Annotated in this window: 23 protein-coding genes and 1 pseudogene; 12 read left to right on the top strand and 12 right to left on the bottom strand. The window is 63.2% G+C overall.

The genetic code is table 11. From position 1 onward, the window contains the following. Positions 1–92 precede the first annotated feature (92 nt). The 4 genes from M8523_RS14320 to M8523_RS14305 all read right to left on the bottom strand — a co-directional run bounded on the left by M8523_RS14320 (position 93) and on the right by M8523_RS14305 (position 4,708). Complete coding sequence (locus M8523_RS14320) at positions 93–1,109, bottom strand: ABC transporter permease (RefSeq protein WP_282585595.1); 1,017 nt, start codon at positions 1,107–1,109, stop codon at positions 93–95. Next, positions 1,109–2,110 carry an ABC transporter permease gene (locus M8523_RS14315; RefSeq protein WP_282585551.1) on the bottom strand — a complete coding sequence of 334 codons (1,002 nt, stop codon included), beginning with the start codon at positions 2,108–2,110 and terminating at the stop codon, positions 1,109–1,111. The genes M8523_RS14320 and M8523_RS14315 overlap by 1 nt, the downstream gene beginning before the upstream one ends. Next, positions 2,103–3,635, bottom strand: coding sequence for a sugar ABC transporter ATP-binding protein (locus M8523_RS14310; protein ID WP_282585550.1), 1,533 nt, complete (start codon positions 3,633–3,635; stop codon positions 2,103–2,105). Before M8523_RS14310 ends, M8523_RS14315 begins: the two co-directional genes overlap by 8 nt. An 83-nt stretch (positions 3,636–3,718) precedes the next feature. Continuing rightward, a complete protein-coding gene (locus M8523_RS14305; RefSeq protein ID WP_428350546.1) occupies positions 3,719–4,708 on the bottom strand; it encodes a substrate-binding domain-containing protein in 990 nt (329 codons plus the stop codon). 195 nt (positions 4,709–4,903) lie between these two features. Here M8523_RS14305 and M8523_RS14300 point away from each other — a divergent pair, with 195 nt between their 5' ends. The 5 genes and pseudogenes from M8523_RS14300 (at position 4,904) to M8523_RS14280 (ending at position 10,335) form a co-directional block, all read left to right on the top strand. Beyond that, positions 4,904–5,935 carry a LacI family DNA-binding transcriptional regulator gene (locus tag M8523_RS14300; RefSeq protein ID WP_282585549.1) on the top strand — a complete coding sequence of 344 codons (1,032 nt, stop codon included), beginning with the start codon at positions 4,904–4,906 and terminating at the stop codon, positions 5,933–5,935. An 82-nt stretch (positions 5,936–6,017) separates the two neighbouring features. Further along, entirely contained in the window at positions 6,018–6,653 is a 636-nt protein-coding gene (locus M8523_RS14295; RefSeq protein WP_282585548.1) for a nucleoside/nucleotide kinase family protein, read from the top strand. A gap of 55 nt (positions 6,654–6,708) precedes the next feature. Further along, positions 6,709–7,800, top strand: coding sequence for an aldose epimerase family protein (locus M8523_RS14290; RefSeq protein ID WP_282585547.1), 1,092 nt, complete (start codon positions 6,709–6,711; stop codon positions 7,798–7,800). Positions 7,801–8,102: 302 nt separating this feature from the next. Beyond that, positions 8,103–8,601, top strand: a pseudogene (locus M8523_RS14285) (SDR family NAD(P)-dependent oxidoreductase); the annotation flags it as partial. 90 nt (positions 8,602–8,691) lie between these two features. Further along, positions 8,692–10,335, top strand: a complete 1,644-nt coding sequence (locus M8523_RS14280; RefSeq protein ID WP_282585546.1) for a dihydroxyacetone kinase subunit DhaK — start codon at positions 8,692–8,694, stop codon at positions 10,333–10,335. Between the two features lie 237 nt (positions 10,336–10,572). Here the strand turns inward: M8523_RS14280 and M8523_RS14270 are convergent, their stop codons facing one another. Beyond that, on the bottom strand, positions 10,573–11,112 hold the full coding sequence (locus M8523_RS14270) for a hypothetical protein (RefSeq protein WP_282585545.1): 540 nt from the start codon (positions 11,110–11,112) through the stop codon (positions 10,573–10,575). On the opposite strand from M8523_RS14270, the gene M8523_RS14265 reads away from it, so the two are divergent. From M8523_RS14265 to amaB, 4 genes are all read left to right on the top strand, one after another. Beyond that, complete coding sequence (locus M8523_RS14265; RefSeq protein WP_445298415.1) at positions 11,008–12,165, top strand: ATP-binding protein; 1,158 nt, start codon at positions 11,008–11,010, stop codon at positions 12,163–12,165. The two genes, M8523_RS14270 and M8523_RS14265, sit on opposite strands and share 105 nt — an antisense overlap. After that, the gene (locus M8523_RS14260) at positions 12,162–12,557 is read left to right on the top strand and encodes a response regulator (RefSeq protein ID WP_282585543.1); all 396 of its coding nucleotides are present in this window, start codon (positions 12,162–12,164) and stop codon (positions 12,555–12,557) included. The genes M8523_RS14265 and M8523_RS14260 overlap by 4 nt, the downstream gene beginning before the upstream one ends. A 179-nt stretch (positions 12,558–12,736) precedes the next feature. Next, positions 12,737–14,020, top strand: a complete 1,284-nt coding sequence (locus tag M8523_RS14255) for an NAD(P)/FAD-dependent oxidoreductase (protein WP_282585542.1) — start codon at positions 12,737–12,739, stop codon at positions 14,018–14,020. Positions 14,021–14,055: 35 nt separating this feature from the next. Beyond that, positions 14,056–15,594: an L-piperidine-6-carboxylate dehydrogenase gene (amaB, locus tag M8523_RS14250; protein ID WP_282585541.1), complete on the top strand. Its 1,539-nt coding sequence runs from the start codon at positions 14,056–14,058 to the stop codon at positions 15,592–15,594. Positions 15,595–15,697: 103 nt separating this feature from the next. Here the strand turns inward: amaB and M8523_RS14245 are convergent, their stop codons facing one another. The 7 genes from M8523_RS14245 to M8523_RS14215 all read right to left on the bottom strand — a co-directional run bounded on the left by M8523_RS14245 (position 15,698) and on the right by M8523_RS14215 (position 23,312). Then, positions 15,698–16,222 (bottom strand): DedA family protein, encoded by a 525-nt coding sequence (locus tag M8523_RS14245; RefSeq protein WP_282585540.1) that lies wholly within the window; start codon positions 16,220–16,222, stop codon positions 15,698–15,700. A gap of 70 nt (positions 16,223–16,292) precedes the next feature. After that, on the bottom strand, positions 16,293–17,288 hold the full coding sequence (glpX, locus tag M8523_RS14240; protein WP_282585539.1) for a class II fructose-bisphosphatase: 996 nt from the start codon (positions 17,286–17,288) through the stop codon (positions 16,293–16,295). A 23-nt stretch (positions 17,289–17,311) separates the two neighbouring features. Then, positions 17,312–18,625, bottom strand: coding sequence for a homoserine dehydrogenase (locus M8523_RS14235; RefSeq protein ID WP_282585538.1), 1,314 nt, complete (start codon positions 18,623–18,625; stop codon positions 17,312–17,314). Positions 18,626–18,724: 99 nt separating this feature from the next. Then, positions 18,725–19,918 carry a DNA-processing protein DprA gene (gene dprA / locus M8523_RS14230; RefSeq protein WP_282585537.1) on the bottom strand — a complete coding sequence of 398 codons (1,194 nt, stop codon included), beginning with the start codon at positions 19,916–19,918 and terminating at the stop codon, positions 18,725–18,727. Next, positions 19,915–20,517, bottom strand: coding sequence for a glycerol-3-phosphate 1-O-acyltransferase PlsY (gene plsY / locus M8523_RS14225; RefSeq protein WP_282585536.1), 603 nt, complete (start codon positions 20,515–20,517; stop codon positions 19,915–19,917). The genes dprA and plsY overlap by 4 nt, the downstream gene beginning before the upstream one ends. An 89-nt stretch (positions 20,518–20,606) precedes the next feature. Next, positions 20,607–22,034: a dihydropyrimidinase gene (gene hydA / locus M8523_RS14220; RefSeq protein ID WP_282585535.1), complete on the bottom strand. Its 1,428-nt coding sequence runs from the start codon at positions 22,032–22,034 to the stop codon at positions 20,607–20,609. A 30-nt stretch (positions 22,035–22,064) separates the two neighbouring features. Further along, on the bottom strand, positions 22,065–23,312 hold the full coding sequence (locus tag M8523_RS14215) for a Zn-dependent hydrolase (protein WP_282585534.1): 1,248 nt from the start codon (positions 23,310–23,312) through the stop codon (positions 22,065–22,067). A 140-nt stretch (positions 23,313–23,452) separates the two neighbouring features. Between M8523_RS14215 and M8523_RS14210 the strand changes: the two genes are divergently transcribed. From M8523_RS14210 to M8523_RS14200, 3 genes are all read left to right on the top strand, one after another. Next, complete coding sequence (locus M8523_RS14210; RefSeq protein WP_282585533.1) at positions 23,453–24,073, top strand: TetR/AcrR family transcriptional regulator; 621 nt, start codon at positions 23,453–23,455, stop codon at positions 24,071–24,073. Positions 24,074–24,163: 90 nt separating this feature from the next. Beyond that, a complete protein-coding gene (locus tag M8523_RS14205) occupies positions 24,164–24,370 on the top strand; it encodes a TOBE domain-containing protein (protein ID WP_282585532.1) in 207 nt (68 codons plus the stop codon). Beyond that, positions 24,370–24,888, top strand: coding sequence for a hypothetical protein (locus M8523_RS14200; protein WP_282585531.1), 519 nt, complete (start codon positions 24,370–24,372; stop codon positions 24,886–24,888). Before M8523_RS14205 ends, M8523_RS14200 begins: the two co-directional genes overlap by 1 nt. Positions 24,889–25,006 lie beyond the last annotated feature (118 nt).

Raw genomic sequence — 25,006 nt, 5'->3', positions numbered from 1 at the left:
TCACTTGCTCTCGGTTCGCGCTGAGAGCACGGGGCCGAAACCACTCTGAGGAGTCGTTAGAGCCCTTCGGGTTGGCGAGGACGGCGAGCGTTCTACCGCTTGCCGAAGGTCATTTGCAGGACCTGGCTCGCCCAGATCGACCGGGTGACCATGATGAGAAGGAGAAAGCCGCCCCAAAGCGCAGTCGAGAGATGCTGGTTGGCGCCGAGAAGATTGAGACCCGACGCGATCACCTGAAGAATGACTAGTGCTATGGCGACAGGCAGGACGCGCCCGAACCCGCCAAACGGATCAACGCGGCCCAAAAAGCAGGCCAAGACGGTGATGAGCAGGTAAGACTCCCCATGGCCGACCCGCACGGAGTTGAAGCGCGCCAGCATGACGATCCCTGCGATGGCGCACATGACACCTGAAAGTGTGTAGATCAGGGTGAGCGACCGGCGTGTCGGAACGCCCGAGTACCGCGTCGCCTCGATGTTGGACCCGATCATTCGGGTTGCGAACCCCAGCCGGGTCCGCGAGAGGACGATTGTCCAGAGCAGGACCGCAGCCGCAAAGACCAGAAGAGGCAGAGGGATGCCAAACACGGTGCCTTGACCGATCGCTTGAACGTAGCCCGGCACGCCGGAAATATCGCCGCCGCGGGTCAGAAACTCGCCGAGGCCGCGGACGAAGATCATGGTCGACAGCGACACCAGGATCGGATGCGCGCCCGTGTAGGCAATGATGGTTCCCATCAGCCATCCGACCAAAGCACCTGTCGCGAGAGCGGCCAGCACGCCGAGGACAAAGAAGCCGACGCCGGCATCGACGCCGCCGTGACTCTGAAGCACATAGGCCATGGCGAGGCCAGACAGGTTCGCCGTGAACGTAATGGCGAGGTTGAAGCCTCCAGAAATGATCGGCATCAGCATCGCCAGGCTGAGCAGGCCAAGCTCGGGAAGCTGGAAAGCCACGGAGGTGAAGGTGGTGGCGCTGAGAAAGCCGGGTGCCGTCGCCCCGAAGACGACGATCACCACGAGAAGCAGCGCCAGGAGACCGAGCACGTCCTTGTCGACGAGGGATAAGAGGCCGCCGCGATCGGTGCGGCGCACGAGCCGGGTCGACATCATGCGGTCCTCCGTTCGGCTGGCCGACGCCAGGATCCCATAAGGCGGCCCACGCCCTCGCTCGACAGCGTGATGGCGACCAGAATGATGGCGCCGATGATCATCTTGAAGGCATAAGGCGAGACGCCCAGGAGGTTCAGGCCGTTCTGGGTCATGGCGACGAGAATGATCCCGAGGAACACGCCGAGGATCGTGCCGCGCCCGCCCCCCAGCCTTGCCCCGCCCAGCACGACAGCGGCAAGAACATTGAGTTCGCGGCCATAGAGCGCGTTGGGCACGATCTCTTGCGCATAATGCGCTTGCATCAGCCCTGCGATGCCCGCCATCAAGCCAAGCCAACCAAAGGCCAAGTAGTGCATAGCGCCGATATTGATGCCGACACGGCGGGCGCCCTCGGGATTGTCGCCCATGGCATAGAGCTGACGGCCGGTGCTGGTGCGCCGAAGGAGCAGCCAGGTCGCCACGACACAGACCGCCATCACCAGCACGATCACCGTCAGTTCGGCATGTCCAGCGGCGGTTTCGGTGCCGAAGATCACCACCCGTGTGGTCAACCAGTCGGGAAGATCATAGATCGACACGCCGCCGGAGAAGAACATCAGCAGTCCGAAGAAGAGATTGTAGGTCGCGATCGTGACGACGATGGAGACGATGCGGAACTGGTAGATGAAGAAGGCATTCAGGCAACCGAGCAGGGTGCCAAAAATGCCGGCGAGGATCAATCCAAGAGCCCAATCGCCGCCGCCGAACAAACCGAGCGTGAGGGCGGTCAAATACTGCACCACGGAGGCCGCGACGGTGAATGAGATGTCGATGCCGCCGGCAATCAGAACGACCAGAAGACCGACGCCGAAAATAATGTCGACGGCGCTGGCGTTCAGCAGGTCGAAGAGGTTCGGCAGGGTCAGGAACGTTGAGGTCAGGACGCCCAGCGCCGCGCTCATGGCGAGGATGACCAGGATGAGCCAGCGTTCGGTGTTTCCGATGCCAAGTCTATGCATGGACGGCCTCCTCGATCGCGTCGATTTCGGTTTCGCCTGGGACGTAGCTGCCGACAATACGGCCGTCACGCATGTGAAGGATGCGGTCGGCGTTGAAATACACCTCCGGGATCTCGTCCGAGATGAGGAGGATGGCCATGCCCGCCTCGGCCAGCCGGTGCACGATCGCGAAGATGCCGGCGCGCGCGCCCACATCGACACCCACGGTGGGCGAGTCGAGGATGAGAAGCTTTGGATTTGTCGCCAGCCATTTGGCCAGCACGACGCGCTGCTGATTGCCGCCCGACAGCGTGGAAACCGCGTTTTCCGGATGACCGATCTTCACCGCAAGGTCACGGATCCAATCGTCGACCAACGTATTGCGACGGGTCATCGAGATCAGCCGGTCAGGTCCGATCAGATCGTCCAGCACGGCCATGACCGTATTGTCGGCGATCGACTGAGGCTGAACGAGGCCGAGCTGCAATCGATCTTCCGACACATAGGCGACGCCGGCCCGGATCGCTTCCCGGTTGCTCTTGAAGTGGGCAGACCGACCTTCGAGCGTGATCTCACCGCCTGTTGGACGCGACATGCCGAAGAGGCTCAGCGCAAGTTCCGTGCGTCCGGAGCCGAGGCGACCGGTCAGACCGACGATCTCGCCGCGGCGAATGGTGAAGGAGATGTCGGCGTAGTTTGGTGCGCGAGACAGGTTCTTCACCGACAAAATAACCGGTGCGCCCGCCAGATCGCGCTGCTGCACCGCGTAGTCGAATGTCTTGCCGGTCATGAGCTCTGTGAGCCGGGTCTGGGTCATCCCTTGAGTCGGGAAGGTGCCGACGTAGCGGCCGTCCCGGATCACCGTCACGCGGCTGCAGACGTCGAGCACCTCGGCCAGCCTGTGGCTGACGAACACCACGGCGATGCCTTCGGCCGACAGGCGACGCACGATGACCAGCAGAGCGTCGGTCTCGGCCTGGCTGAGGGATGCGGTCGGCTCATCCATGAAGACGAGCGTCGCCTCCCCGATGAGCGCGCGCGCGATCGCTACGACTTGCCGCTGGGCGATGGGCAGCGTGCGGAGCAGTGCGTCAAGATCGAGCCGAACGCCCAGCCGTTCGAGAATGCGTTCGGCTTGCACCTTCATGGCAGCGTAGTTGACGAGGCGCGGCCGAGTCCCGAGATTGCTTTCGAAGGAGATGTTCTCGGCGACGGACATCTCGGGAAAAAGCGCGAGGTCCTGCCAGATTACCTGAATGCCGAGCTGGCGCGCTGTGGACGGGTTCAAGCCTTCGATCGAGCGCCCTTCGAAGAGCATGGTCGCGCCCTTCTCGGGCTGATGCACGCCGCTGATGATCTTGATGAGGGTGCTCTTGCCGCAGCCATTCTCTCCAGCCAGGCACAGCACTTCACCCCGACGAATTTCGAAGCGAACGTCATCGAGGGCTTTCACTCCGCCGAACTGCTTGGTGATGTGCTCAAGATGCAGGAGCGCTGTTCCGGCAGGAGACTCCTGACCGGTTGAAGGCTGAGCAAGCGCGATCATGCTGTCCGCCGGAACGCGAGGAGAGGAGCGCCCAGCCGAACGGCCGGGCGCCTACGCTTTGCTTCCAAGTAGAAGAAGCGGGTTTAGAGACCCATCTTTGCGAGATCGTCGACGGTGTCTTTGTTGAGGTTCACGAGTTCGTTGACGATCAGGTTGTGCCCCTCGGGATGCACCACGCCGAGGCCGGGAATGTCCGTTCCGTCCTTGATGGCTTCGCCCTTGGCCACCATGGTCCCGAGCGTCACGAACACCTCGCCGGCAACTTCCGGATTCCACATGAACCCGCCGGTGAGCACGCCATCATGGACAAGCTTCTTGCCCTGACCGGGCGAGAACGGCCCCATGACGAGGATCTTGCCATCCATGTGCTTTTCAGCGACGGCGCGGGCCGCGCCGATTGGGCCCTGGCTCCCGAAGGCGAGGAAGCCCTTCAGGTTGGGATGAGCGCGCATCAGATCGAGCGCCGTGCTTCGGGACTGGTCGACATTCTCGGCAACGCCGTAGCGGTCACCGACAAGCGTCATGCCGGGCGCATTGGCCTTGATATACGCGTTAGCGGCATCAGCCCAGGCGTTGTGCAGAGGAACGGTCAGCGAGCCGACGAACACCGCATATTCGCCTTTGCCGCCCAGCGCGTCGACAAGGCGCTTGCCATAGGCTTCACCGAAACCTTGCGCGGATGCGAGCTCGAAGTCGTAGTCGGCATTCTTCTGCTTGGGCGACTCGTGGGTGATGACCTTGATGCCGGCCGCGCGAGCACGCTCGAGCACGGGTTCGAGGACTTCGGCGTCATTGGGGACGACACCGATGACATCGACCTTCTGGGCGATGAGATCCTCGATGGCACGAACCTGAAGTGCCGGATCGGCGCTTGTCGGGCCGACCATGAAAGCCTTCACGCCGAGTTCAGCACCCTTCTTTTTGATGCCGGCTTCCATGGCATTGAACCACGGAATTCCACCGATCTTCACGACGACGCCGATGACCGGCTTGTCAGGCGAGGCTTGGGCAACACCGGTGAGAGCGAGAGCGAACACACTGGCGCACAGCGCCCTGCGATAGACGTTGATCACTGAAACCTCCCTTGCGCCGTGTGGCGCGATCGAAGACGACCCTGTGTCGCCAACTCGCCATTTCCTGGTCTTTTTTTACAGCTAAATCTATTTAGCAAACGCGTCAACTCGCTATATGTAAGGCGCATGAAGTTTTTGGCCTAGCTCATTCCAGCGTATCGAGCGACAAGCGAGCAAGGCTCACTGGGGGTTGGAATGGCGCGAGCCGCCAGACGAAAAGCGACGATCTACGACATAGCGACAGCAGCCGAAGCCTCGGCGTCCACGGTCAGCCTTGTGCTCAACGGCACCTGGGCTCGCTACCGCATCAAAGAGGATACCGCCCACCGCATCACGGAAGCGGCCAAGACGCTGGGGTACAATGTCAACCTGACAGCGCGCGGGCTCAGATTGTCCCGCTCTGGCCTCGCCGGCATGATCCTTCCTCACTACCGGAACCGCTTCTTTGCCGATCTAGCCGAGGCTTTCGAGTCCGAGGCTCGACAGCGAGGGTTGTGCCCGATCGTCGTCAGCACACAGCGGGAAGAAGCAGTCGAGGCGACTGTCACGCGCACGCTTCTCGCCCAACGCGTCGAGTTTCTCTTCATCACAGGCGTCCCCAATCCCGAGCCGCTGGACCGTTTGTGCGCTTCGGCGACGGTTCCGTGCGTCAATATCGACTTGCCGGGACCAGGCGCACCTTCCGTGGTGTCTGACAATCGCGCAGGCGCCCGGCATTTGACGAACATCATGATGGAGAAAGTCTTGCGGCGCGGCGGGTCACTCGAGGCTTTTCTCTATCTCGGCGGTGTCGCAGGCGAATACGCGACCGACACCCGCGTTGCCGGTTTCGTTGACGCCTTGCGGACGAAGGACATCGAGCCTGGGCCTCAGTCTCTAGCGCTGAGTGGCTATCCGCCGGGGAACGCGCGTGATGCGCTGGCCTCGTACTATGACCGACACGGAAGGCTCCCATCGGGTCTCTTCATCAACTCGATCGCGGCATTTGAAGGTGCGATCGAATTCGCCTCGCGGTTGCCGGCGGCCGAGTTGGAAGAGTTCGTGGCCTGCTGCTTCGATTGGGACCCCTTCGCAGCCTGCCTTCCCTTTGATGTGACCATGTTGCGCCAGGATGTGGAAACGATGATGGAGCGGGCCTTCGACGCGTTGAAGCCCGAGCCCCAAGAGGATCGTCCCCTTGTTCTCGTGCCCGCAGTCCTGGCAGGCAGGAAAGCCGCCGAGCTTTGAAACGACCTTGCTGTTTTTCAATAAGCAGAGGGTGGGTGCAAATCAGACCCGAAGCGCATTCTCGATTCTCCCAGGTTCAATCATGACCGAAGCCAGTCGCTCTCATCTTGAAGCTCTCGCAAATGCGGTGACATCGCGGAAAGCGAACCGGACCGTCATCGCCATCGCGGGCGCGCCGGGCTCTGGAAAATCGACTTTTGCCGAACGGCTGGAGGCTTTTCTCAATACCGCCAACTCCGGTAGCGCCGCAGTATTGCCTATGGACGGGTATCACTTCGATGATGGCGTCCTCATCGCCCGCGGTCTGCGGGCCCGCAAGGGTGCGCCTGAGACATTCGATGTCGGTGGCCTGCTGCACACGCTTGGCCGGCTGAAGCGCAATGAAGAGGACGAGATCGCAGTTCCGGTTTTCGACCGGGGCTTGGAGATCTCCCGGGCTGGCGCCCGCCTGATCCCTCAGTCGGTTCGATATTTGATCGTTGAAGGGAACTACCTCCTGCTTGGCAGCGCGCCATGGACGGCCCTTCACCCCCTCTACGACGTGACCGTCGCAGTGGTGGTCCCCGAAGACGTTCTGCGCCAGCGATTGACCGAACGGTGGCGCGGCTATGGACTGCCGCCAGAGGTTGTGACAGCGAAAGTCGAGACGAACGACCTTCCGAACGGACGCTTTGTGATGGAGCGAAGCCTACCAGCAGAATTCGTCGTGAGCGAATGACCTCGGGCCATAACAACTTCGTGACGTTCACGTCCTTCAGCGCGGTGTCTTAAAAATGAACGCAAGGATCCATGTTCTGGCCGCCGAAGGTGTGAGGGCCGGTCTCGATCTGGAGATTGGCCAGCTCGCTGCCTTTATCGTGACTGACGAAGGCCGTCAGATCGCACCCTTCCATCGCGTGCCCTGGGCCGAGACGGCCATGCCGGAAGTCGAAATGCCGCCTCATCTCCGGCGGATGTCGATGGACTTCTTCTGCGCACCTTTCGGGCCCAACGATGTCGATCCGGCTCCTTATCATGGCTGGCCCGCTAACAGCCGGTGGTCGGTGATCGATGATCAGCGGCTGCCGGATGGCCACCGCGCGACCTTCAGGCTCGACCAAACCGTATTGGGCGCCACGCTCACGAAGACGTTGACGGTACGGGACGGTCACCCGTTCCTCTATCAGGCTCACCGTTTCGACGGCGGCACCGGCGCGCTGTCCCTCGGTCAACATGCAATGGTGCATTTTCCAAGCGACGGACTCGTCTCCTTTTCTGAAAAGAAGTTTGCCGAAACCAGCCGTACGCCCTTGGAAGGCGATCCGGCTCAGGGGCGTTCGGTCTTCCGGTATCCGGCACAAGGACCGCTGAACGCCTTTCCTTGCGGCGACGGAACCACCGTGGACCTGCACAACTATCCTGTCGCGCAGAAGCACGACGACCTCGTGGCGTTGATCGAGAACCCTGCCAACCCGCTCGGTTGGGCGGCCGCAGTTCGACCTGAACAGCGCGACATGGCGCTAATCCTGAAATCTCCGCGAACCTTGCCGATCACCCTCCTGTGGTACTCCAACGGAGGACGTTTCTACCCACCCTGGAGCGAGCGCCACACGGGCGTGCTCGGCATCGAAGAGGCATGCTCCAGCTTTGCCGACGGACATCGGGCATCGATCGGAACCAATGCTCTCTCAGCGCAAGGCGTACAGACCTGCGTCGAGCTCGATGGCGGGATCGAGATCCGCACCGTGATCGGCGCGCTTGGCTCAACGGCTAAACCGTCGAGGGTCCGCAATGTCATCCAGGAGAGCGATCGTCTGCTCATCGATACCGAGACAGCCCAAAAGCGCGTTCCCTTCGACCACAACTTTCTTGAAGTGCCGATTTAGAGCCGTGGTCCCTCGCTCAGAGTCGGCCGGCGTAGCGCCGAGGCTTTCACAGTGATTCCGTAAGGCGGATCAAGGAGGAGCAGCATGGCCGGAGCCCTATCATTGGATCTGGGCGAGCAGGTCATCGCTGCCATCAATGCGGACGCGTCTTGCCGGCAAGCGGCGGAACGTTTGGGCATCGGAGCGGCGAGGCCATTCGCTGTACGCCCGCTTTCGGGAGGAAGGCGAGATTGCCGCCAGACCGTGGGCCGGGACCGCCACTCGCATCGGGTGGAGGCCCATGCCGCCCTGATCAAGCGGAGCTACAGGGCAACGCCGGGATCACCCGCTCGGGCACCGCAGCCGAGGACGTGACGGACGAGCATTGGCTCAATGTCAACGACGTGAACTACAATGGCGTGTTCTGGTGCAACCGAGCCTTCGCACGCCACATGCTGAAAGCCGGCAAGGGCTCGATCGTCAATGTCGGATCGATGTCGGGCGTCATCTCGAACCGGCCGCAAAACAGGCCTGTTATAGCGCCGCCAACGCGGCTGTGCATCGGATGACTTCGTCGCTTGGCGCCGAATGGCCGATCGGGGCGTGCAGGCCAACGCCGTCGCGCCGACCTATACCGAGACCGCGATGTCCATGCACCGTCACGACAACGACGGGATGAAGGACGTGTGGTTGCGCGATAGGCCGATGCATCGCGGCAAGCCCGACGAGATCGCTTCAGTGGTACATTTCCTCGCCTACGACGCCTCCAGCCCGATGACCGGCACCACGGTTGTAGCGGACGCGGGTTTCACTTGCTGGTAAGAGGAACGTCGACACGCTGGGATCAAACTGGGCGCGTCAACACTCGGTCTACCATCCCGGTCGGGTGACGAGGACGCAGCGGGGCACGTGATGAAGAGCTTCCTGAACAGCCGTGACACGGTCGTGGTCGACGCTATCGACGGCTTCCTGATGTCATCCGGGGCAGTCGACCTCTGCCGTCTCGACGATTTTCCCGACATCAAGGTCGTGCTGCGATCGGATTGGGACAGGACGCAGGTCGCGCTCGTCTCGGGTGGCGGCTCCGGCCACGAACCGGCCCATGCCGGTTTTGTCGGAGGCGGCATGCTTACGGCCGCAGTATGCGGCGAAGTGTTCGCGTCTCCGAGCGTCGATGCGGTGCTGGCCGGCATCCTTGCAGTGACAGGCGACCCCGGCTGTCTGCTGATCGTCAAGAACTACACAGGGGATCGGCTCAACTTCGGGCTCGCGGCCGAGCGGGCGCGGGCCATGGGTCTGAAGGTGGAGTTGGTGATCGTCGGCGACGACGTCGCGCTGCCCGGTGCCCGCCAGCCCCGCGGCATCGCTGGAACCTTGTTCGTGCACAAACTCGCGGGCGCCGCGGCTTCGGCCGGTCGCTCCCTGGCCGAGGTGAAGGCCGTGGCCGAGGATGCCGCCGCCCACATCCATTCGCTCGGCCTGTCGCTGTCGACCTGCAGCATGCCCGGCGTCGAGCCGCAGGAACGTCTTGCCGCCGATCAGGTCGAACTCGGCCTCGGCATTCACGGCGAGCCTGGAGCGCGCGTGGTGCCGATGGCGTCGGCCGACACGTTGATCGCCGTGTTGGCCGATACGCTGGAGGCTGCGCTTGAAGCCTCCGAGGCGCGTTATGCCCTGATGCTCAACACGCTCGGCGGTGTGCCGCCGCTCGAGATGGCGCTCGTCACCAAAGCCTTGGCCGGAACGAGCCTGATGAACAAAGTCGACTACATCATGGGGCCGGCCCCCATGATGACGGCGCTGGACATGCGGGGCGTGTCGTTGTCCGTGATCGCCCTCGACGCAGACCGGCTTCGCGGTCTTCAGGCTCCGGTCAAGCCGGCGGCATGGCTGCCGCCGAAGCGCTTCGCGCGCCCTACGCTGCGGCAACCAATCGCGCTCGTCGCTTCGGCTCAGGCCGCGCCTTCGAATCATGCCGGTGCCCGTGCCGTCGTGTCCTGCGCTGTAACCCTGTTCGAGACGATTGCCCCAGAGATCGATGCCCTCGACGCAAAGGTGGGCGACGGTGACACGGGCTCGACCTTCGCGGGAGCGGCCCGGGCCATCGCTGGCCAGATCGACAGGCTGCCCTTCGCCGACGGAGCCGCCTTGCTCCGCGTCATCAGTGACGTGCTCCTGCGCAACGCCGGGGGCTCCAGCGGCGTACTGCTGGCGACCTTCTTCGCCGCGGCTTCCACGGCCTATGCCGATCGCCCCGACTATCCAAAAGCCTTCCTCGCGGGCCTCGACAAGCTCAAGGTCTACGGCGGCGCCCAGCTGGGAGATCGCACGATGATCGATGCCCTCCAGCCGGCCTTGCAGGCCCTCGCCCGCACAGGCTCGGTCGAGCAAGCCGCAATCGAAGCACGTGTCGGTGCCGATAGGACGGCGCACATGCTCAAAGCTGGCTCAGGCCGGTCCGCCTACGTTCGTGCCGACGCCCTTGAGGGAATCACTGATCCGGGTGCGGAAGCCGTTGCTCGACTGTTGGAGGCAATCGCCCGTCGGCAAAACTGAGTTCCGTCGACCGCGGCTTCCACTTAGGGCGGTCAGTGTTGGTCGCGCTTTTACAATCTCGGTGCGGGAATGGGCGACTTCCCGCACCGCAAGATCCGCTCGACCGATACAACTCCTTGAACCGGTAACAGCATCGCGGCTGTAGCCGAGCGTCTTGCAGACTTCGCTCACATTGCCGAGGTGCCTGGCCAATGCAGAAAGATCGACTTTCGCGCCCGATAACTTTCTGATCTTTCGTTATGTTCCTGTGCCTGGAGAACGACGAGGCCGGCCGCCAGTCGAGAGTGGCGCATCGCCGGGCGGATCGTCATGCCCGTCAGGCGCGGCGCGAGGGAACGTCATTCGAAACTTCGCCGTTGCCAGCCATATCGTGAAGTTATGCCCTTTGGTACTTACAAGAACGTGGATGATCGCCACTTCGGCGGGGATACCCAAGATTTGCGCTTCATATTGAGCGGTCGTGACTTGTGGCTGGCCGCCGAGGTCGCATAATTGCCTTATGGCTTCGCATGCCATCGGGACCCGGCGGGATAATCTGCGATGCTCGATTTTCTCTTCAAGCTTCTGGATTCGGGCAGTCTGTCTCCGCATGGAATCTGCCTGATTTGGCGGCCTGAACTCCTTTGGAGCAATGCGCTCGCAGATGCCGCGATCGGTCTCGCCTATTGCTCGATTTCGATCGCGCTCGGCGCTGTCGTGTCGAGACGAAGTGATATCGCGTTCGGCTGGGTGTTTTGGTGTTTCGTCACCTTCATCCTCGCATGCGGCGCGACCCATTTCATTTCCATCGTGACGCTGTGGTGGCCTATCTATGGCGTGGAAGCCATGGTGAAGGTCATCACGGCAATAGCCTCCGTGGCGACCGCGATCATCCTCTGGCCGCTGGTTCCCCGTATTCTTAACCTCCCTTCCCCGCAGCTTCTTCGCCTTGCCAATGAAAGCCTGACCCTACGCATCGCCGAGCGCGACCGCGCTCTCCAGGCGCTCGAACAGGTCACGAATGAACGGGCGAAGACAGAGGAGATGTTGCGCCAAGCCCAGAAAATGGAGGCCATCGGCCAATTAACGGGCGGGATCGCTCATGATTTCAATAATCTGCTCAATGTGGTGGTCGCAAATCTTGAGCGGATCGAACGGCTTTTGCCGGATCAAAGCCCCCTCCTCCGGCCGGTCAAGGATGCGATGGCGGGAGCAGATCGCGCTGCTGCCTTGACGCACAAGCTTCTCGCTTTCGCTCGCAATCAACCGCTTCGTCCCGTGAGGGTCGAAGTCAACGCGCTTCTCGGCGCCCTGACCGAGCTGCTTCGCGGCGCCGTCGGAGGCCGCATCGTGGTCGAGACGAACTTCTCCTTGGACCTCTGGGCCGTCACCGTGGATCCCAATCAGCTGGAAAATGCCGTCCTCAACCTTGCGGTGAACGCCCGGGACGCGATGGAAGAAAATCAATCGAGCAGACTGCAAATCACAACCAGCAACATCGACCGCAGCGACGCAATCCACATCGGAGGCCTCAGAGCCGATCAAGACTATGTTATGATTGAAGTGATCGATACGGGTGTAGGAATGCCCGAGGAGGTCGCGCGCCGCGCTTTCGAACCGTTCTTCACGACCAAGCCGTTGGGACAAGGAACGGGGTTGGGACTTAGTCAGGTGTTCGGCTTCGTCAAGCAGTCCGGGGGCCATGCGGATATTTTCAGCAAGGCCGGGTTGGGAACCCGGGTTCAACTCTTTTTGCCGAGTTTGGGACCCGAAAGGCCGCAGCCGGTGTCGTACGAGGTTCAGGACATGCCGGGCCACCCTCGGTCTCAAGGAGCATTGACCGCACGATGATCGCACCGGATGATCTAGTCACGTCCTCATCACGCGATCGAATGATCCTCGTGGTCGACGATGAGCCCCTTTTGCTCGACATTCTCGGCGATGAGCTCGAAGACCTCGGTTATCACGTGCTGCGAGCCCTGAACGGCGAGGAGGCCCTGAGCTTGGTGCGCGATCAGTCCGAGCATATCGATCTCCTCGTGACCGATATCCGATTGCCCGGGTCGATCGATGGCTGGAGTATCGCCGAGGAGGCGCGGCGGCTTCGACCCGACTTGCCGGTGATCTATGTGACGGGGTTCTTCTCACAGGCATCACGCGAGGTCCCTGGCGGCATGATGATCATGAAGCCCTACCGGCCTTCGGCGATCGTCACCGCGGCCCGCAAGCTTTGGGCCGAGTAGGGCTGCCCAGCCGCTTACCTGTCCCGGCCGGAAGCGCATTCGGGATTCCTGGTGCGCACGTCGGAAGCTCAGCTTTTGTTTGATACTCTCTGTCGGATGGCCCAAAATCTCGGACACCGCCCTAGGTTCCGAAGGGGCTTGGGCGCCCAAGAGATGTGTCCCTCCGAAAGATTGGCTGCATGAAGAACGACCCGCGGAGCCATGGATTGTGGGAGCGGACGGCGGCCCCGGCGCCGCTCACGCCTGCGTTGGCCGAGCACATCAAGGTCGACGTGCTCGTCGTCGGGGCCGGATTCACGGGCCTGTCGGCGGCGCTTCATCTTGCCGAGGCGGGGTCGCGTGTCGCCGTCCTCGAAGGCGAGGAGATCGGTTTCGGAGGATCGGGCCGCAATGTCGGTCTGGTCAATGCCGGCATGTGGGTCATGCCGGATGACCTTCCGGGCGAACTCGGCCCGATTTACGGCGACCGCTTGCTCGACCTGCTCGGCAACGCCCCGAAGCTCGTGTTCGAGCTCGTCGCCCGGCATGCGATCGACTGCGAAATCATGCCTGTCGGCACGCTGCATTGCGCCGTTGGAACAAAAGGTTTGAAGGAGATCGAGGAGCGCGCCACCCAGTGGCAGCGGCGCGGTGCGCCGGTGGAACTCCTCGACGCAAGGGCGGCCGCGTCGTTGATCGGAACGTCCGCTTATGCGGGCGCACTTCTGGATCGCCGCGCCGGCACGATCCAGCCCCTTGCCTACGTGAGAGGTCTCGCGCGGGCCGCGATGGCGGCGGGCGCCCGTCTCTACAGCGGTTCGCCGGTCGAGAGCGTGGTTCGGGACGGTCAGGGCTGGATGGCAAAAACCCCACGGGGTGCAGTCTCGGCACCCTGGATCGTCGTCGCCACAAACGCGTATACGCGGACGCCCTGGCCGGCGGTGCGGGCGGAGCTTGTGCATCTGCCCTATTTTAATTTCGCAACCGAACCGCTGACCGACAATGTGCGGCGTTCGATTCTGCCGGAGCAGCAGGGTGCCTGGGACACGGAGGAGGTGTTAAGCTCGTTCCGGTTCGACGCCGCCGGGCGGCTTGTCTTCGGCAGCGTGGGAGCACTGCGCGGGACGGGGTTGTCGGTTCACAAGTTTTGGGCGCGGCGCATGCTCCGTCGGCTTTTTCCCCAGCTTGGCGAGATCCGGTTCGAGTCCGAGTGGTACGGCCACATCGGGATGACGGCAAACAACCTGCCACGCTTCCACAGATTCGCGCCCGGCGTCGTCGGGTTCAGCGGCTACAATGGACGCGGCATCGCACCCGGCACCGTCTTCGGACGGGAGTTGGCCCGCTTGGTTCTTGGCCAGATCACCGAAGCCGATCTCCCCCTGCCGGTGACAGATCCAAGAGCCGAGCCGTTCCGTTTCATCAAAGAAACGGTGTATGAGGTCGGCGCTCAGGCCGCCCATCTCAAGGCGGCCCTCTTCTAGATCCGGCTTTCCATCCTCAACATCACGGTGTCCCTGTGCCAAGCTCCAGTCTCGCCGACGACGTCCGGTCCCTTCTCTCGGCCTTCGAGGTCGATCCCGCGACCCTGCAAGGCGGAAGCCGGCTCGTGCGATCGCCGATCGATGGCTCGACCCTTGCCGAGATCGCAGAGACGTCTTCAAAGGCTGCGGAGCACGCGATCGGCCAGGCGCACGACGCCTTCCTGGCATGGCGAAGGCTACCGGCCCCGCAGCGTGGCGAGTTCGTGCGCCTCATCGGCGAGGAGCTACGGGCGCACAAGTCCGAACTCGGGCGGCTTGTCACGCTCGAAGTCGGCAAGATCGTTTCTGAAGGCCTCGGCGAAGTGCAGGAGATGATCGACATCTGCGACTTCGCGGTTGGCCTGTCGCGGCAGCTCTACGGGCTCGTCATCCCCTCGGAGCGGCCCGATCACAAGATGACCGAGCAGTGGCACCCGATGGGTGTGGTGGGCGTGATCTCCGCCTTTAACTTTCCCGTCGCGGTCTGGTCCTGGAACGCCGCCCTGGCGCTCGTCTGCGGCAACAGCGTGGTCTGGAAACCGTCCGAGAAGACGCCGTTGACGGCACTTGCGGTCCAGGCGCTGGTCGCCCGTGCGGCGCGAAAGTTCGGGGGAGTCCCAGAGGGATTGACGACGGTACTGGTCGGCGGGCGTGAGATCGGCGAGCAGCTAGTCGATGACAGGCGCGTCGCCGTCGTGTCGGCCACCGGATCGACCCGCATGGGACGCGTCGTGGGCGAGCGCGTCGCCCGGCGTTTCGGGCGCAGCATCCTCGAACTCGGCGGCAACAACGCCTCGATCGTCACCCCGTCGGCAGACCTCGACCTGACCTTGCGGGCGGTCGCCTTCGCGGCGATGGGCACGGCCGGCCAGCGATGCACGACCTTGCGGCGACTGATCGTGCATGAAAGCGTCTATGAAACCCTTGTGCCGAAGCTCGCCCGGGTGGCGCGGACGATCTCGGTGGGCAGTCCTGTCGCGGGTGACTCACTGGTCGGCCCCCTGGTCGACGGCGACGCCCTCGCGGCTATGCAGGCGGCCCTCAGCAAGGCTCGCGCAGCGGGCGGCACCGTCCACGGTGGCGAGCGGGTCGACGTCAACGGCGAGCGATCGTTCTACGCGCGCCCTGCCGTCGTGGAGATGCCGCAGCAGGTGGGCCCTGTCGTCGAGGAGACCTTCGCGCCTATCCTCTACATTCTAAAGTATCGGCAGATCGAGGAAGCGATCGCATTGCAGAACGGCGTGCCCCAGGGTCTGTCGTCCTCCATTTTCGGCAATGATCTGCGCGAGATCGAACTCTTCCTCTCGGCCCAGGGTTCGGACTGCGGCATCGCCAACGTCAATATGGGACCATCGGGAGCCGAAATCGGCGGTGCCTTCGGTGGCGAGAAGGAGACGGGCGGGGGTCGCGAAAGCGGCTCCGACGCTTGGAAAGCCTATATGCGGCGGCAAACGAATGCGATCAACTATGGGCGCACCTTGCCGCTCGCGCAGGGCGTCACCTTCAATGTGGAAGAAGGTTCGGCAAACGCGTGAGTTGTCGGCGGTTCGACGTGGCCGCCATAAGTGGTTCTCGCGACAGTTGGTGCCACCTGAAGCTCAGGATCAACCGACCGACTGCCGGCCGGTCAGCTTCAGGTCATTCGCCTTTGAGCCAGGCCACGCCGAATGCGCCCGGAAACAGCAATCCGGCCGCCCAGAGCAGAGCTGACGTCACATTGGCGATTTGAAACCTTAACATCGGCATGCCGCCCATCCCGGCCACGAGCGGGATCGTGGCGCGAAGTGGCCCAAGAAAACGGCCGCCGAAAACACCCAGGACGCCCCAGCGCTCAAAAAACCGGTGCGTCTTTTCCAGCATCTCCGGATAGCGCGTGAAGGGCCACAGGCCGCTGATCCTATGCTCGAAGCGATGACCGATCCAATAGGACAGCCAATCACCCAGGATCGCGCCCAGCGCCGTTCCACCCCAGATCTCCACGAAGGAGATGTTCGACAAAGGCACGAGACCGCCGATGCCGATGAGCAGCACGGCCGAGGGCACGATCAGCGAAACGAACGCCAGAGACTCGAGGAATGCGAGGACAAAGCAGATCGGCCCGGCCCAGGCATGATGCTCACGAACCAGCGCGAGCGCGGAACTCCCGAGATCTGAAAGGCTCACAGATCAGCAACCCGGGTGTCACGAGCCGGCGCTTCACGACCATCGTTCCGCATCAGACGAAGACCATTCCTCAATCGAGCCGGAACTTTCCAAGTTCGCGGTGCTCGGCCCGGATGCGCCGGACCGTCCCGGTCACCGAGCGGTAGATGAGCGTCTCGGTCTCGATCGTGTGCTGCTTGAATCTAACGCCCGAGAGCAGCCCGCCATCGGTGACGCCCGTGGCGGCCACGACCACATCGCCAGACGCGAGTTCTTTCATGTCATAGGTCTTCTTGGGATCCGAGATGCCCATCTTCTTGGCGCGCTCGACCTTTTCCGGCGTATCGAGAATCAGCCGTCCCTGCATCTGGCCGCCCACACAGCGCAGGGCACCTGCCGCCAGCACGCCTTCAGGCGCACCGCCTGTGCCGAGGTACAGGTCGATACCCGTCTCATCGGGTTGAGCCGTCAGGATCACACCCGCGACGTCGCCATCGGTCAATAGGCGAAGGGAGGCCCCGGCCCGGCGGCAGGACTCAATCAGAGCTTCATGCCGCGGCCGGTCCAAAACGCAGACCGTGATGTCGTTGGGGCGTACCCCCTTGGCCTTGGCCAGTGCCCGGATGTTCTCCTCGGGTGACATGTCGAGATCGACGATGCCTTTCGGATAGCCCGGCCCGATCGCGACCTTTTCCATATAGACATCGGGCGCATTCAGGAGCGACCCCGCCTGGGCCATCGCCATCACGGCGATCGAGCCGGGCATATCCTTGGCGCAGAGCGTCGTTCCTTCCAGCGGATCGACCGCGATATCGACCTTGGGACCAGTCCGGGTGCCAACCCGCTCGCCGATGAACAGCATGGGAGCCTCATCGCGCTCGCCTTCGCCGATCACGATCGTGCCGTCGATCGGCAAGCGATTGAGCTCCCGCCGCATTGCGTCGACAGCCGCTTGGTCGGCGGCTTTCTCATCGCCGCGCCCCCGCCAGCGCGCCGAGGACACAGCCGCCCGTTCGGTGACGCGCACGAGTTCGAGCGTGAGAATACGCTCGATGATATCCTGTTGTTGGATGACGAGATCGGTCATGCTTTCCTCACGGCTCGCGGTTGTTATTCTCGCTCGATGCGGATCGATTGCGGTCGGCCGGTGACCCAGCCGTCTTGCATGATGGCCTCGATCGCCTGCCGGATCACCTCCTCGGTGGTCGCATAGGTAATCAACACCACGGGAACCGCGCGCACCGGAGTGATATCCGCCGCCTTGCCGAAGGGCTGGCGCTGCACGATGCTTTCGAACGAGATGCCGCGTTCGGCCATGCGGGCCGCGATGGCCGCGACTGCGCCAGGACGATCTTCGACATTGAGCCGGATGTAGTAGCCGCCCTCATGCCGCTGCAGCGGCACAGGCGCCGTAGGGACAAGCGCCGCGACGGGCCGGCCGAATGGGGCCGAGCGCACGCCGCGGGCAATATCCGCGATATCGGCCACGACCGCCGAAGCCGTCGCTTCTCCACCCGCGCCGGGGCCGATGAGTGTGAGTTCCCGCACCGCGTCGGCATCGACCGTCACGGCATTGGTCACGCCCATGACCTGAGCGATGGCGGACGATTTCGGCACCATGGTCGGATGCACGCGGCTTTCGATGCCACCTGCAACCCGCTGCGCCACACCGAGAAGCTTGATCCTAAAGCCCAGTTCGTCCGCCGCCCGGATATCCGCCAGACTGATGGTGCGAATGCCTTCGACGTGAATGGCATCAGCCGCGATGGCTGTCCCGAAGGCGAGCGTCGATAGGATCGCCAGCTTGTGTGCGGTGTCGAACCCGTCGATATCGAAGGTTGGGTCAGCCTCGGCGTAACCGAGCCGTTGGGCCTCGGCGAGACATTGTTCGAACCCGAGACCTTCCAGTTCCATGCGGGACAGGATGTAGTTGCAGGTCCCGTTCAGGATACCGTAGACGCGGTCGATGACGTTGCCGGCGAGCCCTTCGCGCAGCGTCTTCACCACCGGGATGCCTCCCGCCACAGACGCCTCGAAGCCGAGCGGCACGCGGCGTTCCTCAGCGAGGGTCGCGAGTTCCATCCCATGAGCTGCCAGAAGGGCTTTGTTGGCTGTCACGACGGCTTTGCCGCTGCTCAACGCGTGGCGCACGGCTGTGAGCGCGGGGTCGCCTGACCCTCCCATAAGTTCGACGAAAAGATCGATGTCGCCGGAGCGAGCGAGCTCGATTGGATCGTCAAACCATGTCGCCTCGCCGAGATCGAGAGACGCTGCCTTAGCTTTGCTGCGTGCCGACACCCCGGTTACCACGATGCGCCGGTGCGTGGTCTCTTCAAGAGCCGCCTGTTGCAGACGGATCCGGTTGAGCACGGAGGCCCCGACTGTGCCAAGTCCTGCAAGTCCGACGCGCAAAAGGGAAGGCATGAGTGATCCGTCGATTCGACCGCTCTGGCGGCGGCTTGGGCGCGGCTGTTCTGCCTGAAACGGCACGGTCAAGCAATGGACCGCATGGGATCGAGCGGATCAGCCGCGAGCCTTGGACACAAAGGCATCGTTTCGCCGATCCAGCACGCCCGTGAGTTCCAGATCCATCAAGACGGTGCGGATTTCGGCGGCACTGAGACCGGACAGTCTGACAAGATCATCGATGGTGGTCGGTGCCGGGCCGAGCAATTGCATCACACGTGCTTCGGCATCCAGGTGCGCCGCTCGGAAATTCCCTGGCGGAGTCGACTCCGTATCGCCGGCGCCATCCGCCTCGTCATCGGTGTCCTCGATCAATGCGCGAAAGTCGAAGCCAGGGTCATCCCGCAGCCGATGTGGTGTGTGTTGCATCAGCGGCGCAGCGGCGCCCGGGCTGAGCGCTTCGACCACATCCTCGGGCCGGGTGCACAATGTAGCGCCCTGCCGGATCAGATCGTTGGTGCCCTCCGCGCGCGGATCGAGCGGCGAACCCGGAACCGCGAACACTTCCCGGCCCTGCTCGTTGGCGAGCCGGGCCGTGATGAGCGAACCAGACCGGCGAGCCGCCTCCACGACCACTGTCCCAAGACTGAGCCCGGAGACGATCCGGTTGCGGCGGGGGAAATCGCGACCGCGCGGTTCCCAGGCCAACGGCATTTCGCTGAGAACTGCCCCAGCCTCCGATATCTCCCGCGCCAATCCCTCATGCTCGGGCGGGTATATTCGCGCATGCCCGCCGGCCAGCACCGCGACCGTGCCGGTCATCAGAGCCGCCCGATGCGCTTTGCCGTCAACCCCGCGCGCAAGGCCGGACACGACGACATAGCCCGCGGTGCCGATGCCGTGCGCCAGTCTCTCAGTGAATAGCAGCCCGGCCGCCGATGCGTTGCGCGAGCCGACCACCGCGACCATCGGGCGTTTCAGAACCGCAAGGTCGCCGCGAACACAGAGAACAGGTGGGGCGGCCTCGATCGCCCGCAAGGCCGATGGATAGTCCGGTTCGCCCCAGGCCACAAAGCGAAGTCCTCGCTTCGTCGCCTGCTCGATCTCCCGCATTACGACGTCACGATCGGCTACCCGCACGGCCCGCCCCGCCTGCCGGCTGAGATTTGGCAGGGCCGCGAGCGCCTCCGTCGCGGTCCCAAACCGTTGCAGCAGTCCCATGAAGGTCAGCGGGCCGATCCCGTCGGACCGGCTCAACCGCAGCCAAGCGATGCGCTCCGGTTCGTCGAGCGGCCCGAAAACGGGCGTCACGAAGCCTGGCCGATCTTGCCCTCCGTGCGGCCGAGCAGGCGCCCGATATTGGCGCGGTGCGTGAGCCAGAGCGCGACCGTCAACACGATGAACACGGCAGCGGCTTCCGTTTGCCCGGCAAGCAGCAGCGCGGCGGGGCTGACAAGGCTCGCGACCAGCGCCGACAGCGATGAATAGCGCGTCGAAAAGGCAATCACGAGCCACGCCACGGCGAAGATCAGCCCGGCCGGCCAATAGATGCCCAACAGGCAGCCGAGATAAGTCGCGACGCCCTTGCCTCCCCGAAACCCGAGCCACACCGGGAACACGTGCCCCACAAAGGCGCCGCAAGCCGCCGCCACAGCACCGTCGATGCCCCAAAGGTAACCTGCGAGGAGGACTGCGGCTGTGCCCTTCAATCCATCGAGCAGCAGCGTCGCGGCCGCCAGATCCTTGCGGCCCGTGCGGAGAACGTTGGTGGCCCCGATATTCCCGGATCCGATGGAACGGATGTCGCGTGTGCCCGCGAGGCGGGTCAAGATCAGGCCGAACGGGATGGAGCCGAGAAGATAGCCGAGGATCAGGGCTTCGAGGACTGACAAGGCGATGCGGCTTTCCACAGAGGTGTTCGACTTAAGGGCGCCGAACGATAACCCGGCCTCAGCGGAGCATCAAACCTGTTTCGTCGGTCACCGTATCCCCTGCCGTGCTACCGCGCGATCTTCTTGGGCGCCGTTTCCTGTTTCCACCGCTTGATCGCCTTGGCGACCGCCGGGAAGGGCTCGCGGGCGATGAATTTGCCCCTGCCCCGCTTGGCCAGCACCTCGCCCTCCTTGTAGGCGATCTCACCCCGCGACAGCGTCACACGCGGCAGCCCTTCGCAGGAGATTCCCTCAAAGACGTTGTAGTCGATGGCCGATTTCTGTGTTTTGGCCGAGATGGTCTTGGTCGCCTTCGGGTCCCAGACCACGATGTCGGCATCGGCGCCGACCGCAATGGCGCCCTTTCGCGGATAGAGGTTCAGGATTTTGGCAATGTTGGTCGAGGAGACCGCCACGAATTCCTGCATGGTCAGGCGACCGGTGTTCACGCCCTTTGTCCAGAGCACCGGCATGCGGTCTTCCAACCCGCCGGTCCCGTTGGGAATCTTGGTGAAATCCTCGCGCCCGAAGCGCTTCTGGTCCGTCATGAAGGCGCAATGGTCGGTCGCAACGACCTGCAAGGAGCCCGATTGCAGGCCAGCCCAGAGGTCGTCCTGATGATGCTTGGCCCGGAAGGGTGGCGACATCACCCGGCGGGCGGCATGGTCCCAATCAGGGTGGAAATACTCGCTCTCGTCGAGGGTCAGATGCTGGATCAGGGGCTCACCATAGACGCGTTTGCCAAGCGCCCGCGCCCGCTTGATCGCCTCGTGAGCAGGGATGCAGGAGGTGTGGACGATGTAGAGCGGCACGCCGGCCTGATCGGCCAGCATGATGGCACGGTTCGCCGCCTCACCCTCCACATCCGGCGGCCGCGAATAGGCGTGCGCCTCGGGGCCGGTGATGCCGATCGCCATGTAATGCTGCTGCAGCGCCGCAACGACATCGCCATTCTCGGCATGGACGAGCGGCATGGCGCCGAGTTCGGCACAGCGTTGGAACGACGCGAACATCTGCGCGTCATCGACCATGAGGGCGCCCTTGTAGGCCATGAAATATTTGAAGGTCGTCACGCCACGCGCCACCACCTTGGTCATCTCTTCGTTGACGCGCTCGTTCCACTCGGAAATCGCCATGTGGAAAGAGTAGTCGGCCGCCGCACCCTCGCCGCGCCGGTCCCAGTCCGCCATCGCATCCATCAAGGACTGGCCGTGGTTGGGGATGCAGAAATCCACCACCATTGTGGTGCCGCCAGATAGCGCCGCCTTGGTACCGGTCTCGTAATCATCGACCGTGGTCGTGCCCATGAAAGGCATTTCGAGATGGGTGTGCGGGTCGATGCCGCCCGGCATGACGAAACAGCCGGCGGCATCCACCACCGTGTCGCCGCTGAGACCCGAGCCCACGGCCGCGATGGTCTCGCCCTCGATCAGCACATCGGCCGCGAACGTCCTGTCGGCCGTCACGACCGTGCCTCCCTTGATGACCAGCGACATGGATAACTCCGTTGTTCCGCAGGTTGCCGTTCAGCCGACGATCTCGGCTTTCTCCAGCACGGCATGCATCAGCACCTGCGTGCCTGCCGTTGCCCATTCGGGCTTGATGTCTTCCAATTCGTTGTGGCTGACACCGTCGACGCAAGGCGTGAAGATCATCGAGGTGGGTGCCACGCGGGAAATGTAACAGGCATCGTGCCCGGCACCCGACACGATGTCGCGATGACTGTAGCAGAACTTTTCCGCGCCCCGCCGCACCGCGGCGATGCAGCTCGCGTCGAAGGGCACGGGCGGGTAGTCGAACACCTTCTTGAGGTCGACTTCGAGGCCGATCTCCTTGGCGATCCGGGCGATGCCTTCCCGCAGTGCATGGTCCATCGCATCGAGGACAGAGGCATCGGGGTGGCGAAACTCGCAGGTCAGGAAGACTTGACCGGGGATGACGTTGCGGCTGTTCGGGTACGGATTGAGCATGCCGCACGTCGCCATGGCGAGCGGCGGATGCGCGAGACCGAGACCGTTCACGAGCTCGACCACCCGCGCGGCGCCGAGCAGCGCATCCTTGCGACGCGGCATCGGTGTGGAGCCCGCATGGCTCTCGAAGCCCGTCAGCGTCACTTCGAACCAGCGCTGCCCCTGCCCGTGCGTGACGATGCCGACATCGATCGCTTCGTCCTCCAGAATGGGGCCTTGTTCGATATGCAGCTCGAAAAAAGCGTGGATCGGACGCTGGCCCACAGGCTCGCTTCCCTTGAAGCCGATGCGCTCGAGTTCGTCGCCAAACTTCAGCCCTTCGGCATCGGTGAGATTATAGGCGAAGTCTTTGGTATAGGCCCCTGCAAAGACGCCCGAAGAGACCATCGCGGGCGCGTAACGGGATCCTTCTTCATTCGTCCAATTGGCGATCTCGATCGGGCGCTTGGTTTTGATCTTGAGGTCGTTCAGGGACCGGACCACTTCGAGGGCCCCCAGCACGCCGAGAACGCCGTCGAATTTGCCGCCGGTCGGCTGGGTATCGAGATGGCTCCCCATCATCACGGGGGCGACGCTGTCGTCTTCGCCGGGCCGCCGCGCGAACATGTTGCCCATGTCGTCGACCGCCAGCGCCAGGCCCGCCTCCTCGCACCACCGAGCGAAGAGCTCGCGTCCCTGTTTATCCACGTCCGTGAGCGTGAGGCGCCGGCAGCCACCCCTCTCGGTGCCGCCGATCTTGGCCATCTCCATCAGGCTGTCCCATAGCCGAGCGCCGTCGATACGGATGTTGGAGAGGTCGGACATCAAGGCCTCTTGTGGGCTCGTCGCGATGATGCGATGGCAGCAAAAACTAGCGTCTTTCTGACCGCTTGGTCAAACTGTCGCTCGGCTGTTTTCCGCATCATGGCCAAGGGTCGACCGCAGAAATTATGGGCAAGGTGCGAGTGTCTTCATCGATCCGGGCCGCACATGAAGACAGCATTCTTCTCGCTGCCGAGGCGGTGTTTGCCGAACGCGGTTTCGATGGCGCCACCATGGCCGAGATCGCGGCCCGCGCAGGACTGCCGAAGGCGAACCTGCATTATTATTTCGCGACCAAAGCCGAGCTTTACCGGCGTGTGCTCGCCGGCGTGCTCAATGCGTGGCTGTCGGCGGCCGGTACATTCGAGAGCAGCAGTGATCCGGCCGAAGCCCTCGGTCGCTACATCGCGGCCAAGATGGATCTCGCGCGGCAGCGGCCCCAGGGCTCCCGCATCTTCGCCAGCGAGATTCTGCGCGGTGCGCCGGAGATCCAGGACTTCCTGGACACCACGCTCCGGCAATGGGTCGAGTCCCGCGGCAGCATCGTGCAAAAGTGGATCGCGGCCGGGGCACTGAAGCCGATCGAGCCGAAGACGCTGTTGTATATGATCTGGGCGACGACGCAGCATTACGCCGATTTCGCGCACCAGATCACGACGTTGAACGGTGGCGATCCCTTGAGTGACGAAGATTTCAACACAGCGAAACGTCAGGTGGTCGAGCTCATCACTGCCGGCGTGCTGCGTCCTGGCCCGAAGGGGTGAGACATTCCCATCATCCGAAGCGCCTGTTAAGCTTGCCGGGCGCGCGCGACGGAAGTCGAGCGACAAGCCCATCGTGAGTGAGGAAAATACATGCGTCTCAGTGCCCGCAATCAGCTCAAGGGAAAGGTCGTTGAGGTCACCAAGGGGCAGACAACGTCGCACGTTCGCATCGATGTCGGTGGGACGATCGTGACGGCCTCGATCACCAATGAGGCCGTCGACGACCTCGGGTTGAAACCGGGCCAGGATGCCTATGCGGTCATCAAGGCGTCGGACGTCATGGTTGCGGTGGACTGATGCAATTGACTTCTCTCCGAGCCGGCGTCGCTGTCGCGCTTGCTCTGATCACGACCTTGCCGGCCGCCGCGCAGCAGACCGATTGCTCTGATTTTAAGTGGCCGCTGACACGGGAAACCACGGCTTTCGCGGCGGAAGGGCTCCCGACCGTCGTCAACGGGACACCGCTGCCTGGTCTCATGGAAGCCGCGAACCTGCAACTCGGCAAGCAGGATGGCGTCGCTTTTCCGGTGGCTCCCACCCATCATCCGAAGCACGATCCCGCCTATGCGGGCACGTTCGCGCTGCCGCCCATCGCTTCGGCCGACACCTACCAGGTCACGTTATCGGATGATGCCTGGGTCGATGTCGTTCAGGATGGCAAGATCGTGAAACAGGTCGGGTTCACGGGCAGCCATACGTGCAAAGCCATCCACAAAAGTGTGCGCTTTGATCTGAAGGTTGGCCCGGCCACCGTCGAAATCAGCGACGCGGCAACCCAAACGCTGAAGATCGAAGTTCTGCCGAAAGAGCACTGACATCCCGCCCTCTCCAGTTGTGATGCCCGGCCTTGAGCCGGGCATCCACGCAGCCTGGGCGACGCCCGTTCGGTTGATCTCCGAGGCGCGCGTGACCGCGACAGGCGCGGCCATCACG

Origin of the sequence: Lichenifustis flavocetrariae (assembly GCF_026130545.1) — a bacterium.
Classification (GTDB): Bacteria; Pseudomonadota; Alphaproteobacteria; order Rhizobiales; family Beijerinckiaceae; genus Lichenihabitans; species Lichenihabitans flavocetrariae.
This window is presented reverse-complemented; position numbering and strand designations above follow the sequence as displayed.

Bases quoted from the DNA above. Each gene is read 5' to 3' on its own strand.
- hydA (WP_282585535.1), bottom strand. From the start codon at position 22,034: ATGTCGCTGGTCATCAAGGGAGGCACGGTCGTGACGGCCGACAGGACG.
- M8523_RS14235 (WP_282585538.1), bottom strand. From the start codon at position 18,625: ATGCCTTCCCTTTTGCGCGTCGGACTTGCAGGACTTGGCACAGTCGGG.
- M8523_RS14255 (WP_282585542.1), top strand. From the start codon at position 12,737: ATGAAGAACGACCCGCGGAGCCATGGATTGTGGGAGCGGACGGCGGCC.
- M8523_RS14300 (WP_282585549.1), top strand. From the start codon at position 4,904: ATGGCGCGAGCCGCCAGACGAAAAGCGACGATCTACGACATAGCGACA.
- M8523_RS14200 (WP_282585531.1), top strand. From the start codon at position 24,370: ATGCAATTGACTTCTCTCCGAGCCGGCGTCGCTGTCGCGCTTGCTCTG.
- M8523_RS14215 (WP_282585534.1), bottom strand. From the start codon at position 23,312: ATGTCCGACCTCTCCAACATCCGTATCGACGGCGCTCGGCTATGGGAC.
- M8523_RS14315 (WP_282585551.1), bottom strand. From the start codon at position 2,110: ATGCATAGACTTGGCATCGGAAACACCGAACGCTGGCTCATCCTGGTC.
- M8523_RS14295 (WP_282585548.1), top strand. From the start codon at position 6,018: ATGACCGAAGCCAGTCGCTCTCATCTTGAAGCTCTCGCAAATGCGGTG.
- glpX (WP_282585539.1), bottom strand. From the start codon at position 17,288: ATGACCGATCTCGTCATCCAACAACAGGATATCATCGAGCGTATTCTC.
- M8523_RS14260 (WP_282585543.1), top strand. From the start codon at position 12,162: ATGATCGCACCGGATGATCTAGTCACGTCCTCATCACGCGATCGAATG.
- M8523_RS14320 (WP_282585595.1), bottom strand. From the start codon at position 1,109: ATGTCGACCCGGCTCGTGCGCCGCACCGATCGCGGCGGCCTCTTATCC.
- M8523_RS14205 (WP_282585532.1), top strand. From the start codon at position 24,164: ATGCGTCTCAGTGCCCGCAATCAGCTCAAGGGAAAGGTCGTTGAGGTC.
- M8523_RS14270 (WP_282585545.1), bottom strand. From the start codon at position 11,112: ATGGGTCGCGCCGCATGCGAGGATGAAGGTGACGAAACACCAAAACAC.
- M8523_RS14280 (WP_282585546.1), top strand. From the start codon at position 8,692: ATGAAGAGCTTCCTGAACAGCCGTGACACGGTCGTGGTCGACGCTATC.
- M8523_RS14290 (WP_282585547.1), top strand. From the start codon at position 6,709: ATGAACGCAAGGATCCATGTTCTGGCCGCCGAAGGTGTGAGGGCCGGT.
- M8523_RS14310 (WP_282585550.1), bottom strand. From the start codon at position 3,635: ATGATCGCGCTTGCTCAGCCTTCAACCGGTCAGGAGTCTCCTGCCGGA.